Annotated in this window: 11 protein-coding genes; 3 read left to right on the forward strand and 8 right to left on the reverse strand. The window is 60.1% G+C overall.

What is annotated here, in order from left to right:
- Nucleotides 1-25: 25 nt before the first annotated feature.
- The 5 genes from QP915_RS09220 to QP915_RS09240 form a co-directional block, all read right to left on the reverse strand.
- Nucleotides 26-1189 (reverse strand): YibE/F family protein, encoded by a 1164-nt coding sequence (locus QP915_RS09220; protein WP_284769133.1) that lies wholly within the window; start codon nucleotides 1187-1189, stop codon nucleotides 26-28.
- Between the two features lie 149 nt (nucleotides 1190-1338).
- Entirely contained in the window at nucleotides 1339-2568 is a 1230-nt protein-coding gene (locus QP915_RS09225; RefSeq protein WP_049361322.1) for a pyridoxal phosphate-dependent aminotransferase, read from the reverse strand.
- Between the two features lie 55 nt (nucleotides 2569-2623).
- Nucleotides 2624-3265 carry a DUF1707 SHOCT-like domain-containing protein gene (locus QP915_RS09230; RefSeq protein ID WP_284769134.1) on the reverse strand — a complete coding sequence of 214 codons (642 nt, stop codon included), beginning with the start codon at nucleotides 3263-3265 and terminating at the stop codon, nucleotides 2624-2626.
- Nucleotides 3266-3322: 57 nt separating this feature from the next.
- Nucleotides 3323-4600: a cation:proton antiporter gene (locus QP915_RS09235; RefSeq protein ID WP_198492153.1), complete on the reverse strand. Its 1278-nt coding sequence runs from the start codon at nucleotides 4598-4600 to the stop codon at nucleotides 3323-3325.
- Between the two features lie 34 nt (nucleotides 4601-4634).
- Complete coding sequence (locus QP915_RS09240) at nucleotides 4635-7394, reverse strand: (Fe-S)-binding protein (RefSeq protein ID WP_284769135.1); 2760 nt, start codon at nucleotides 7392-7394, stop codon at nucleotides 4635-4637.
- Nucleotides 7395-7644: 250 nt separating this feature from the next.
- Between QP915_RS09240 and QP915_RS09245 the strand changes: the two genes are divergently transcribed.
- From QP915_RS09245 to QP915_RS09255, 3 genes are read left to right on the forward strand one after another with little or no spacing between them, the layout of a single operon-like run.
- Nucleotides 7645-8223, forward strand: a complete 579-nt coding sequence (locus QP915_RS09245; protein WP_284769136.1) for a DUF6230 family protein — start codon at nucleotides 7645-7647, stop codon at nucleotides 8221-8223.
- Nucleotides 8213-8680, forward strand: coding sequence for a DUF6114 domain-containing protein (locus tag QP915_RS09250; RefSeq protein ID WP_284769137.1), 468 nt, complete (start codon nucleotides 8213-8215; stop codon nucleotides 8678-8680). The genes QP915_RS09245 and QP915_RS09250 overlap by 11 nt, the downstream gene beginning before the upstream one ends.
- Nucleotides 8677-9270 (forward strand): hypothetical protein, encoded by a 594-nt coding sequence (locus QP915_RS09255; RefSeq protein WP_284769138.1) that lies wholly within the window; start codon nucleotides 8677-8679, stop codon nucleotides 9268-9270. Before QP915_RS09250 ends, QP915_RS09255 begins: the two co-directional genes overlap by 4 nt.
- A gap of 18 nt (nucleotides 9271-9288) precedes the next feature.
- On the opposite strand, the gene QP915_RS09260 is transcribed toward QP915_RS09255, so the two are convergent.
- The 3 genes from QP915_RS09260 to QP915_RS09270 form a co-directional block, all read right to left on the reverse strand.
- On the reverse strand, nucleotides 9289-11226 hold the full coding sequence (locus QP915_RS09260) for an ABC transporter ATP-binding protein (protein ID WP_284769139.1): 1938 nt from the start codon (nucleotides 11224-11226) through the stop codon (nucleotides 9289-9291).
- A complete protein-coding gene (locus tag QP915_RS09265; RefSeq protein WP_284769140.1) occupies nucleotides 11226-12968 on the reverse strand; it encodes an ABC transporter ATP-binding protein in 1743 nt (580 codons plus the stop codon). The genes QP915_RS09260 and QP915_RS09265 overlap by 1 nt, the downstream gene beginning before the upstream one ends.
- A gap of 85 nt (nucleotides 12969-13053) precedes the next feature.
- The gene (locus tag QP915_RS09270) at nucleotides 13054-13473 is read right to left on the reverse strand and encodes a methylenetetrahydrofolate--tRNA-(uracil-5-)-methyltransferase (protein ID WP_284769141.1); all 420 of its coding nucleotides are present in this window, start codon (nucleotides 13471-13473) and stop codon (nucleotides 13054-13056) included.
- Nucleotides 13474-13637 lie beyond the last annotated feature (164 nt).

The following is a 13637-nucleotide window of genomic DNA, read 5'->3' on the forward strand; positions in this document are numbered from 1 at the left end:
CTGCTCAGCCTTCTGTATAAGGGCCCTAAGCTTGTGCGCGCTGTGGCACTGTGAAAGCTGCAATGGCCGTAGTGATGGGAACCGCGAGGGTCAAGGCCATCGCACCTACTCCGGAACGCAGCAGCTCCGTTGCGACGAGATCGCTGCTTAAAATCTGGCCTGCGGGGCGCTCCGCTGCGGTGATCAACATGAGCAGTGGCAAGGTCGCACCGGTATAGGTCAGAATTAGCGTATAAACCATTGAGGCAATATGGTCGCGGCCCACCTTCATTGCGGAGAGGAAAAGCTGTGAAGGGCGAGCATCAGGGTCCGCTCCGTGGAGTTCGGTAATGGTGGATGCTTGGGCCACGGCGGCGTCGGCAAGGCTGCCCAAGGCACCGACCACAAAACCGCATAAGAGCACGCCCACGATGGACACGTTGGGCATATAAAGAAGTAGCTTCAGGTTGTCCTCGGAACTATAGCCTTGTAGCTGCGAACTATCGATAGCGGCCCACGCTAACGCTGCTGCAAGAATGAGAGCGATAAGGGAGCCGCCCACCGCCGATGCCGATTTCCAATTCAGTCCATGGACGAGAGGAACGGCGAACAGAATGATGGCGGAACAGGCAACAAGGGCGGACCAGAGGGGGTTATGGGCGTCGATAAGAGCGGGGACGAGGAACGCAAAGATCACGCCTAGGCTGAGCGTCAAGCCGATAAGGGCGCGCACGCCATGCCAGGCCGCAAAAGCGATAATGACGACGGCCACGATAACTGCCCACAGAGCTAGGTTTCCGGTGCGCTGATAATCAGCGAAAGCATAGGACACAGCACCGGAAGGGTCATTAGCCTTGGAAAGAACAATGTTGTCGCCCGGTTTAAGCTGCGGATCGCCGGCATTGCCGTAGGTGACCAATTGGGTCATGCGTCCTTCGTCCTCGCCGGAGGTGATGTTGACCAGGGCACGGTCGCACTGCACTTCCTCAGTCCCAGGAATAAGTGGCGGTGTATCGAAGGCCTGACCAGTAAGTTCCGATTGGCAAGCCGAGTGGTCTGTCGTATCGACCGTGCCCTCGACCTGTGGGTGGTTGAGGGCATAGGTTTGCCGAAAATCGGTGGAGGTGTGCTCGGAGGCTGGACTCTGAGGCCACAGCACTGCCATGCCCGCAATGGTGGCAATAAGCGCTGTGACGAGCACGCCGAGCAAAGTTAATCGCCATGGATGCTGAGTTATCGAAGTAGAGAGCCGACCCCATGAACTAGGGGTCGGCTGAGATTTAGGTCCCGCAGAATGTCTTCCCATGCACCATATTGTTATGGATTATCAGTATCGTTAGCAACTGGTGGGGGAGAAAACTACTGCTTATAGCTCACCAGGAAGTTGCCAAGGCGCTCGATGGCGTTTTCGATCTGGGATGCCCACGGCAGCGTGACTACGCGGAAGTGATCTGGGTTCGGCCAGTTGAAGCCGGTTCCCTGCACCATGAGGATCTTTTCCGCCTTCAAAATATCCAGCATGAGCTTGGCATCATCATGGATTTCATACACGTTCGGATCCAGGCGCGGGAAGAGGTAAAGCGAGCCCATGGGCTTTACCGCAGAAACGCCCGGAATCTCATTGAGCTTCTCGTAGGCGATATTGCGCTGGCGCAACAGGCGCCCGCCGGTACCGGTGAGCTCGTAGATGGACTGCCGGCCGCCTAGCGCCACCTGGATAGCATGCTGTGCTGGGACGTTTGGGCACAGGCGCGTTCCGGCTAGGAGCTCCAGTCCCTCGATGAAGCCACGGGCGTGGTGCTTAGGGCCGGTGAGCACCATCCAACCAGCGCGGTAGCCGCACACGCGATAGGCCTTGGATAAGCCATTGAACGTGATGGTGAGCAGGTCAGGGGCCAGCGAAGCGATGGAGATGTGCTGCGCGCCGTCATAAAGAATGCGGTCATAGATCTCATCAGCCAAGATGAGCAGGTTATGCTCGCGGGCGATGTTGACAATCTTCTGCAAAACTTCGCGCGAGTAGACCGCACCCGTTGGGTTATTCGGGTTAATGACCACGATGGCCTTGGTTTTATCCGTAATCTTGGACTCGATGTTCTCGATGGATGGATTCCAGTCATCCTCCTCATCGCATAAGTAGTGCACCGGGGTGCCGCCTGCCAGGGACGTAGCTGCGGTCCACAGCGGATAATCCGGCGCTGGGATGAGAACCTCATCGCCATTATTAAGCAGCGCCTGGGTGGTCATGCTGATGAGCTCGGAGACGCCATTGCCCAAGAAGACATCGTTGATATCGAAGGGCGGGAAGTCCTCCAGCTCGTAGCGGGTAACAATGGACCGACGAGCAGGAATGATTCCCTTGGAGGTGGAATAGCCCTGGGAAGTAGGCAGGGCAGCGATCATATCGCGCATGATGACATCGGGAGCCTCGAAGCCAAAGACGGCTGGGTTACCGGTGTTGAGTTTTAAGATGGTGTGCCCATCGAGCTCCATGCGTTCCGCTTCCGCAGAGACCTCGCCACGGATGTCATACGCGACGCCCTTGAGCTTGTCGGACTGGTCAAAAATGCGGTGTTTCGGAGAAGTCATGGAAGTATTGTGCCACGATTCACAGCCACACAAAATGCTTCAACACCGGCGATGACTATTTTTTATTCCACTCGTTGAACTTGCGCTTGGCCAGATCCATAGCCTGCCCGGTAATTTCTCCGGCTTGCATGCGGCGATCGGCCCACATCTTTTCCTCGATCATTTTTTGCTGCGCGCGCTCATGCGCCGTGAGCGCGCGAATCTCACGCAATTGCTCCTTTTCAATTTGGCGCACGGATGGGGCGTGCCACGAGGAAGGGCCCACCTTGGCAACGTAGAGCAGAATCCACAGGATAGGGATGAGCGCGGCTGCTACCGCGCCCCCGAGCAAAAGCCATGGGCTGCTCAAGGTCGCGCTCATCACGATAAGCGTTGGGCTGGCAACGGCAAGCAGCACCGAGCCGGACAGAGCGGTCGCAAACTTTGGCTTCTTGCCCGCATTATGGGCGCGCGTGACCTCACCGCGGGAATAGACCTTGACCTCGTGGGAACCACGCGCCGGAATGTCTTGAAAGACGGGCACGAGGTCTTGGTGGGTGCTAGCGCGCATGACGTCGTCCGAGCGGTCCTCGAACTCCTCCATGGTTAACCGGCCTTCACCCACGGCGCGGGCGAGGTCATTGATGGCATCGTTGCGCTCGGAATCGGACAGGCGCATGGTCCGATTGATAGGGGAAGAACCAAAGTTATTACTCACGCATCCCAGTTTAGGAAATTTCCTCCCTGCTAGGGGCGTGCTCTTAGCGAACGCTGCCTATAGGTCCTTAGTTTCAGCGGCGGAAGATTCCTCATCCTTCTTTTCAGGCTGCTTCTTGCCGCCCACCAGGCTGGCGAGGAATGGGAAGAGGGCGACGGTAAGTGCGCCGCCAGAGACAAAGATGGAGGCATTTTCGGGTTCCATAATCTTCGAGTTCACCGCCAAGGTGGTCACCGCCACGATGATCGGCAGACCGGTGGCGGAATACAAGCCCACTTGGAGGCGCTCACGGATGGTTTCAATATCGGATCCGGTATGCGCTACGTTTTCGCGCAGGAAGACCGGCAGACCACGTGTCACCAGAATAAGGGCTGGAATGCCCAGTACCTTCCACGGATTATTGGCGATGGTATCCCAGCTAATGCTCATGCCGGAGACCACAAAGAAGACCGGGATAAGCATCGAATAAAACACCACATCGAGGCGGTGCTCCAGGCGGCGGTGGAATTCATCCGGGATGATGCGGTTCAAAATAATGCCAGCGGCAAAGGCGCCGAGCACGATATCGAGCTCAAAGACTGCGGTTACGGCCATGAGGATGGCCAGAATCAGGATGATAAGACGCAAAATCGTTTGGTTGGTGGAGCCCGCACCGGAGATAAAGGCGGCCTTTACCCAAGGGATGGTCGAGGCGATGGCCGCTGGCATGACGGCGACGGCAACGGCGATGATGATGAAGAACAACAAAATGATCATCGTCGTCAGCGTGGAACGAGTACCCAGCAACAGCGCCATGGCGGTAATGGGGGCGACCTCACCAATGGCACCGTGAATCATCACGGAGTTGCCCACCTTGGTGCCCAGAATGCGGTCCTGTTTCAGCATCGGCGTGAGCGTGCCCAGCGCCGTTGAAGTCAGCGCCAAGGCAACGACGATGGCACCTGGCACGTTATCCACCAAGAAATAGGCGCCTACGCCACAGGCGAGGGCACAGATGATCCAGGTAGATAGGGCCGTGCCGGCTTCCTTGGTTTTGAGGGTGGAGATTTGAATTTCAAAGCCCGCGAGGAGGAACAGCGCGCCCACGCCGAGCTCCTTGAGCATTTCGATGCCTTCGTCCTCGGCGGCGAGGTCGAGTACGGAAGGGCCAATAATCATGCCGAAAATCAACAAGAGGGCCACCGACGGCAGGCGGTAGCCCAACATATAAGAGACCAGCGGCGCGAGTAGAGCCGCGGCCATAATCCAGGCGAAAGAGACGAGGGAATTTGTATTTTCGGTTGCGCCTGCCGCCAGCAGCAGGGCATCGGTGGGGAGTCCCGCATTAAAATGCATGGACTACAGCGTACGCACCAATGCCCCTGCGCGCCTACTCAGATTCAGGTGGCTTTGGCACGCTTTCCGACGCCGGTGGTGCCGGAGCCGCCGGCGGTGCTGGCGGGGCCGGTGCGGCTGGCGGCTCAGCCTTTGGCGGCGTGGGCGCAGCAGGGGCCTCTGGCGGTTTCGGTGCTGCAGGTGCTGCAGGCGTTGCGGGCGCGCTAGGAGAGGTCGGCGCGGCTGGTGCCTTTGGTGCAGGTGCTGTCGGGGCACTTGGAGGGGTGGGTGCGCTCGGTGCTGCGGGAGCAGCTGGTGCGACGGGCGCTGCCGGTGCTTGGGGAGCTTGTGGCGAAGTTGGTGCCGCGGGTGCCTGTGGTGCAGGTGCTGCCGGAGCACTTGGAGGGGTGGGTGCACTCGGTGCTGCGGGAGTCTGCGGTGCAGCCGGCGTTGCGGGTGCGGCCGGTGCTGCAGGAGCGGCTGGTGCCGCTGGTGCTTGGGGAGCTTGTGGCGAAGTTGGTGCCGCGGGTGCCTGTGGTGCAGGTGCTGCCGGAGCACTTGGAGGGGTGGGTGCACTTGGTGCCGCGGGAGCCTTCGGCGCTTGAGGAGCCTGCGATGCAGACGGCGCTGCGGGTGCGGCCGATGCGGCCGGAACTTGTGCCGATTCGGTCGGGGTGTGGGTGGCGGAAGTGGGGGCGTCGGCAAGCGGGGCGTCAGTGGTGCCCTCGGACTTTTGGTGGCGCACCGGGGTAGCCAGGAACGCCTTGGGGTGGGGCTCCGGCAGGGTGCCGGACTCGTCGAGGGAGATAGAATTGCGCAGCATAACCGCCACGTCATTGACCTTGGTGGTGGACGTGGAATCCTGCGACAAGGACTTCACGCCGCCGGTCATCATGACATTGCAGAAGGGGCAGCCGGTGGCGATTTCTTCCGCGCCAGTCTCTAGGGCCTGCTCGGTGCGGAAGTCATTGATGCGGGTGCCGAGCTTTTCCTCCATGAACATGCGGGCGCCGCCGGCGCCACAGCAGAAGGCCTCGTCGCGGTTCTTGTCCATCTCGCGCAGCTCCACGCCGGTGGCCTCGAGCAGCTCGCGCGGAGGATCGAAGACCTTATTGTGGCGGCCGAGGAAGCAAGGATCGTGGTAGGTAATGGGCTTGCGATTCTCCGGCGTGCGTGGCACCGGCTTGAGCAAGCCCTCGCGCACCAGACGATTGAGCAGCTGGGTGTGGTGGAAGACGTCGAAGTGCCCGTCAAAGTCCGGGTACTCATTGCGGATGGTGTTGAAGCAGTGCGGGCAGGTGGTGATGATCTTGCGCTGGCCCTCCGGGACGCCGTCGAAGGCGTTGTTGAGGGTCTCTACGTTTTGCTGCGCCATCATCTGGAAAAGGAACTCGTTGCCGGCGCGGCGGGCAGGATCACCCGTACAGGTCTCACCCGTGGAGAGCACGCCAAACTTCACGCCTGCGGTATGCAGGAGGTCTACTACGGCACGGGTGGTGCGGCGGCCATCGTCATCATAAGCACCAGCGCAGCCCACCCAGAGCAGGTATTCCATATCGGTGAAATCGGCCTCGTCTTCACCAATGATGGGAACGTCGATGCCATCGGCGCGGGCCTCATCGATCCAGGCGCGGCGCTCAGAGTTATTCCGGCCCCACGGATTGCCCTTGTTTTCCATATTTTTAAACAGGCCGGTGAGCTCGGAAGGGAAGTCCGATTCCGCAAGCACCTTGAAGCGGCGCAGGTCCGCAATGTGGTCGATGTGCTCAATATCGGTTGGGCACTGATCCACGCACGCACCGCAATTAGTACAAGACCACAGCACGTCATCATCGATGACGCCGGCCATGGACAGCACATCCAGGCCTTCGTGCGGGTTGTAGTTATCCAGTGCGCCCTGACGCAGATCCATCATGACCTTTTTGGGGCTCAGCGGCTTTTCGGTATTCCAGGCAGGGCATAGTTCTTGGCAGCGGCCGCATTCGGTACACGAGGTGGAATCCAGCAGCATCTTCCAGCTACCCGGGGTGATGTCTTCTTCCAAGTCCGGGGTGGGCAGGGATTGTAGGGCCTTTTCCCCGGTAGCGTTGCGCTGGAAGAAGATATTGAAAAAGCTGGTGAAGCGGTGCCACATGACGCCCCACTGGAATTTGCGGGAGATAAAGACGATAAATAGCAGACCGGAAAGCAGCTTGAAGAGGGCGAAGAAGCTCACCAGGGCCGGTGACTCGGGGAAGAGCTTGGCTAGGTGGACGCTCAAGAAATCCGCCCAGGCGGAACCGCCGCCGTAGGTGGCGATCTTGGTGGACTTCACCAGGATCATGCCGAGTCCTTCAGAAAAGACAATGAACTCTACCCAGCGCGCTGAGGCGGTCTGGGAATTGAAGAAGCGGCTGCCGCGCTCGGTATCGCCGAGTTTGAGGCGCACGCCGATAAGGAAGCCAATACCGAGGACCGTCGCGATGCCTAAGACTTCCTCGACGAAGTGGTAAACCGGCCAGTGGCTGAGCCACGGCCAGCCCTTATCCGGCGCAAAGGTTTGGGTATAGGCCTCAAACCACACCAAAATGCCAAAGAGGAAGCCCACCATCACCAGCCAGTGGGCGGCATTGACCAGCGGTTTACCCTTGAAGTGGGAATGGCCAAAGACCTCCGCAATAACACGCCATAAACGCTTGCCTAGGCTATCGGTGCGCTTGAGCTGGGTGGGTCCGCCCGAGCGGATGAACTTAATCAGGGTCCATACGCGGGTGAAAAAGTACAGCCACACCGGAATCGATGCGGCTATAGCTATCCAACCGAACACGGTGGTCATGCGTGCTCCTTTATTACTGATGCTCCACGTTGTTCTCTACCTTAAAGCCTAGGGGTGGAAATCCCAGAGTCTGTATTCAGTGCGGTATCGCGGTGGGGTGGGCTGTACACTGTCAAGATGAGAAACTCGGTCGCCATATTCTGCTAAACGTGCTGTACACGGCGGCGGAGTACCACCAGAGGCGGAAGCCGCAGCGCGGCCGAACCCGCCAAGAAGAGGACCTAGACCGCCGCAGAAAGGGCAAACCGCCATGGGCAAAACCAATATCACCAAGGCCGCGGTGGCCTTGACCGCAGGCCTCGCCGCCTTTGGCGTTACTGGATTCGCCGTGGCGCAGGGTGGCTTGACCGCAAACCTGGCCCTTTCCGGCAGCTTCTTTAAAATCACCATGGGGCACTTGGACGGAGAGGGCTTTTCGCTTTTTGTTGATGATGATCAAAAGGCCGAAGAGCGCCTTCCTGTCGCGCGCATCAAGCTGGACCATGCCAAGGTCTCTGATCTCTGCCTTTCCGTGACGGTTCCCAAGGTGCCCGGCGTTGGTGGGGAGGCCACCCTAGCACTGAAGGCTGAGGGTGAGGGCAGCGTGGAATCCGATAGCCTGCTGGTCGGCGCGACCGACGTGGATGGCTCCTTGGTCATGCAGGATGTCAACGTGGGCATCGATGCGAATCAGCTCAGCGATACCGCGGATCCTGGTGCGTGGGGCCTGTACTCCAAGCAGGTCTCTCTCAAGGCGGACGATGTGAAGGCCACCTCCGTGGGTGCACAGCGCCTTTCTGCCAAGAACGTTGGAGTAACTGTGCGGAGGGGGTCCGATAATGGCTGCTGAGTCGACCGCGGAGGACACGCAGACCCTCCCGGTGGCGGAGGCAGCAGGCGCGGAAGAATCTAAGCCCAGCGCCTGGCAGCGCTTTCGCCGCTGGCGCAGTGGTCGGCCCTTCTTTCCTGGCTTGTTGCTCATTTTGTCCGGCATCATCATTGCCGCACCGGCCTATATCACCATCCGCATTTCTGACCTTTTGGTGATGATTTCCACCATCTCTGGCGTATCTACGCTGCTTATCGGCGTCTTGCTAGCCATGTTCGGCCTCGGCGCGTGGTTCCAGCCGGCAACCTCGAATTATGTCGGTGTGCTGGGCATCATCGTGGCCATTATCGCCTTGCCGACGTCCAATTTGGGCGGCTTCATCATCGGCTCCTTGCTCGGCATCATTGGCGGCGCCTTTACCTTTGCGTGGCAGCCAGGGGAGAAAAAGCGTCGCACCAAGGAAGCAGTAGAGCAATGACGAGGGCGATGCCGCGAGCGGCGCGTAGCTGCTTGGCCGTACTCACCTGTGCCCTAGTGGTGGGCGGTGTGAGCGGTTCCGGACGGGTTAATGCGCAAGATGCCCCGGCGGTTCCGTATTTCAGTACCGTCTTTGCGGATAAGGTGACGCTGACGAAGAATGTCACCGTATCCTTGGGTACTTTCCCCACCGCCAGCGGTGATGTGCGGGTTCTGGAGCTGAAGGGCGACAACCTTGACATCGACAACCTCGCCATTACGCTGCCTGGCCGCTACGGCGATGGCATGTTGACCACGGGCGGGGATACCACCGAGGTACGCGGCGGACCGGTGACCATTATGGCTACCGAGCTCACAGCCACCCCGGCGGTGGGTAAGGTTTCTACACCGCGGGCGGAAATCGATTTAAGCCGCGACGATATCAATGCCGTGTTGGACAAGCTCGGTGTTCCAGAGCCGCACCCCGTCCCCGATGCAGAGGTGCCCGATGTAGTCATGGACCATCTCGAGCTGCGCGACGTCACCCTTGAGCTGGTGAACCTCAAGGGTGCTCACTTCAACGCGCCGACCGTGACGGTAGGGCTGGAGTAGCTCACCGCCGGGGAAGACCTACCCTTGAGCGAACTGGGATTGATGCAGGCGCCAGTATGCGCCTTGGGCCGCAAGGAGATCGTCGTGCGAGCCTTGTTCCACGATGGTGCCGTTCTCCATGACGAGGATGAGGTCGGCATCGCGAATGGTGGACAAGCGGTGGGCAATGACGAAGGAGGTGCGGTCCGCGCGCAATGCGTTCATCGCCTCTTGGACGAGGACCTCGGTACGGGTATCGACCGAAGAGGTGGCCTCATCGAGGATGAGCAGCGCGGGCTGGGCCAAGAACGCGCGGGCGATGGTGATGAGCTGGCGCTCGCCGGCGGAGATTGCGCCGCCGTCTTGGTCGATGATGGTGTCGTAGCCATCGGGCAGCGCGTGAACGAAGCGGTCCACATAGGTTGCCTTTGCCGCCGCAATGACTTCTTCGTCCGTCGCATCCAAGCGGCCGTAGCGGATATTTTCCATGATCGAGCCCTTAAAGAGCACGGCGTCCTGGAGCACCATGCCCACCTGGGAACGCAGGGTATGGCGAGGCATGCGGGCGATGTCGTGCCCATCAATGAGAATCTGACCACCATCTAGCTCATAGAAGCGCATGAGCAGGTTGACCAGGGTGGTTTTGCCGGCACCGGTGGGGCCGACAATGGCCGCGGTCTGGCCGGGCTCCACGCGCAGGTTGAGGCCGGTGATGAGCTCCTTCTCCTCTGCGTAGGAGAAGTCAACGTCCTGGAACTCCACGAGCCCCTGGGCACGGCCGGGAAGGTCCTCGTCGGTGGTGTCGGGGGCTTGCTCTTCGGCGTCGAGAAGCTCAAAGACGCGCTCGGCCGAGGCCACACCGGACTGCACCTGCTGCATCATGCCGCCGAGCTGGCCGAGCGGCTGGTTGAACTCGCGGGAGTACTGGATAAATGCGGTGGCAGCGCCCAAAGTCATGTGTCCATTGGCCACGCGCAGACCGCCCAGGACCGCAATGGCCACATAGGACAGGTAGGACAGGAACTGCATGATGGGCATCATGATGCCGGACAGGAACTGAGCCTTAGCTGCGGAGTGGTAGAGCTCTTCGTTGCGCTTGTCGAATTCCTCTGTCATGGCCTCGGTACGGCCGAAGACGATGGCTAGGTCGTGGCCGGAGAAGGATTCTTCTACCTGGCCGTTGAGCTGACCGGTGGAGCGCCACTGGGTTTTGAACTGGCGCTGCGAGCGGCTGCCGATGACACCAATGACCAGGCCAGTAAGTGGCAGGGACAGTAGAGCCACCAGAGCGAGCTGCCACGAAACGCTGAACATCATGATGGTGATGCCAATGACCAGCAGCGCGTCATAAAACAGCTGCGATAGCGCCTGCTGCAGGGCCTGCTGCACGTTGTCGATGTCATTGGTGGTACGCGAAAGGATATCGCCGCGCTGCTGGGAATCAAAGTAGTTGAGAGGCAGCGCATTAATCTTCGCCTCCACGCGCTCGCGCAGGTCAAACACGATATCCATGCTTAACTTGTTGAGGATGGCTCCCTGCCACCACTGGAAGCCGGAGGAGACGATGTACATCGCGATCACGGTGATGATGAGCGTGCCCAGGTGGTTAAAATCGATGCCTTCACCGGGGACGAAGTCCATCGCGGAGGCCATATCCGCAAAGCGCTCCTGGCCCTCAGCGCGCATGCCCGCAATGGCTTGCTCGGCGGAAATATTAGAGGGCAGGTTGCGCGAAATGACGCCGGCAAAGATGACGTCCATGGCCTTGCCCATTATTTTAGGGGCTACCACGGCCAAGAAGATGCAGACGATATTCATCGCCGCGACGGCCCACAGGTGGCGCTTGAAGGGAGCAAGCAGGGAGAAAAGGCGTTTGGTGGAAGGCCAGAAATTCTTGGCCTGGCGGGGTGCGGAGCCGCCCATCGGATCAAAACCGGCGTCCGTGGACTCGGCGGTAGAAGTGGTGTTCTCAGCCATTAGTTTTCGCCTCCTGCAACACCGGCGGTTTCTTGGGAATCAACGATTTCTTGGTAGACCGCGCAGCGGCCAAGGAGCTCCTCGTGGGTGCCGCGGTCAACGATGTGGCCGCCGTCCAGCACCAGGATCTGGTCCGCATCGCGGATAGACGCCACGCGCTGGGCGACGATAATGCTGGTCACCGGCTGCTCACGCTCGGCAAAGGAGGCGCGCATTGCGGCGCGCACCTTGGCATCGGTGGCCACGTCCAGAGCGGAAAAGGAATCATCGAAGAGATAGATCAGCGGCCGGGCAACAAGCATGCGCGCGATGGACAGGCGCTGGCGCTGGCCACCGGAGACGTTGGTGCCGCCCTGTGCGATGGGCATGTCTAGGTCTTCTACGAAGTCCGCCTGGGCCACGCGCAGCGCCTCCCAGAGCTCGTCATCGGTGGCTTCGGGGCGGCCCAAGCGCAGGTTGGAGGCCACAGTGCCGCTAAATAGGTAAGCCTTCTGCGGGACGAGGGAGACGCGCTGGACGATGTCCTGGCGGGCCAGGGAGGTGGTAGGGGTGGCGTCGATAAGCACCTGGCCCTCCGTCGGCACGTACAGGCGTGGGATGAGGGAAATCAGGGTGGTCTTGCCCGAGCCCGTCGAACCAATGATGGCGGTAGTGGTGCCGGGCTGAGCGGTAAAGGAAATGTCTTCTAGCACCGGCGCATCCGCACCGGCATAAGAAAAGCCCACGTTGCGAAATTCCACCGTGCCCGCGCAGGCCTCCGGAGAGGTGGTGGAGCTGGGTGGGGTAATGGAGGGCTCGTGCTGGAGCACCTCGGTGATGCGGCGGGCGCAAATGATGGCGCGCGGCAGCATCATCGCCATGAAGGTACCCATCATCACCGCCGCCAGAATCTGCAGCAGGTACTGCAGGAATGCGGTCAGCGAGCCGACGTTGACCAAGCCCTCATCCACGCGGTGGCCGCCAAACCACAGGACCGCGCCCGTGGCCACGTTGAGGATCACCGTAATGAGCGGGAACATCACCACGAAAAGCCGGCCGATGTTCAAGGACAGGCGGGTGATGTTTTTATTTTCCTCGGTAAAGCGCTCGGACTCATAGGCCTCGCGCACGAAGGCACGCACCACGCGGATGCCGGTGATCTGCTCGCGCAAGGTGCCATTGATGGAATCCAGCTTGTCCTGCATGGAACGGAAGAGCGGCATGAGGCGGGAAATGATAACGGAGATGGTGCCGAGCAGTACCGCCACGGACACCCACACCAGCCAGGACATTCCGGCGTCTTCGCGCACGGCCATGATGATGCCGCCGATGGACATGATGGGTGCGGTCACCATGAAGTTCAGCATCATCATGTAGACCATCTGCACCTGCTGGACGTCATTGGTGCCGCGGGTAATGAGCGTAGGCGTGCCAAAGCGGCTCATGTCCTCAGTGGACAGGGAATTAACGTGGCGAAAAACCTCGCCGCGCAGATCCCGGCCGACACCCATGGCGGTGCGGCTGCCGCACCAGACTGCGCCAACAGCGGTGATGACTTGGGCAAACGCGACGGCCAGCATGATGCCGCCGGTGCGCCAGATGAAGTCCACATCGCCCTGAGACACACCTTCATCGATGATCTTGGCGTTAAGCGATGGAAGGTACAGCGTGGCGGCCGTAGATAAGGCCTGCAGGACAAGCACCGCGATGAAATACGGCGTATACGGCGCCGACCGTGTAATGAGAATGCGAACCAGATCCATGGACTCGCGCCCCTTTCCTTGCCGTGGCTGGGTAGCCGTGCAAGTTTATACCGGTGGTGGGTGGGGCGCTAGTTGATAACTGCTGCTAAATCCCCACGTGAGCCAGCTGCGCGCGGGTGATGACGCTGCGCCAGTCTTCAAAATCCTGCAGTGGGGCGCATAGGCCTTCCCACGTGGTGACGGCCACGCTGCGGGCCTTGAGTTCCAAGACGAGTAGCTCGCGGTTGCCAGAGGCGGCCAGGCGGTGGATTTCATTATGCGTGATATCGCCGTCGGGTCCTACGTGCACGTTGCCGATGAGGCGGAGTCGGGGAGTGGTGCCGGGGCCGCAGTGGGAGCCCGTGACGGCGTCGCCCAGCACGCCTGCCAAACCCGCAAAGCGGCGGAGTAGACCGAATGGTGCGGTGCACTGGGTAATGAGGTCCACACACATGCCAGCGCTGATAAGCTTCTCGGCGGTGGATAGGGCTGCTGGGCCCTCCCCGATGATGGCTATACGCTGCATGAAAGTGCCTCCTTGTGCAGGGTGCGGACGCCCGCAATAGACTGTCTTGTCTGTAAATCTAGTCCGCTTGGTACGGATTGGAAACTTTTTATTCGCGCCTCCCGCCAAGCTCAGCGGCTTTTCGCCCAGAATCCGCTGCGCCGCCTCGGGGTTTTGCCTAATGT

Origin of the sequence: Corynebacterium sp. MSK158, from assembly GCF_030229085.1 — a bacterium.
GTDB lineage: Bacteria > Actinomycetota > Actinomycetes > Mycobacteriales > Mycobacteriaceae > Corynebacterium.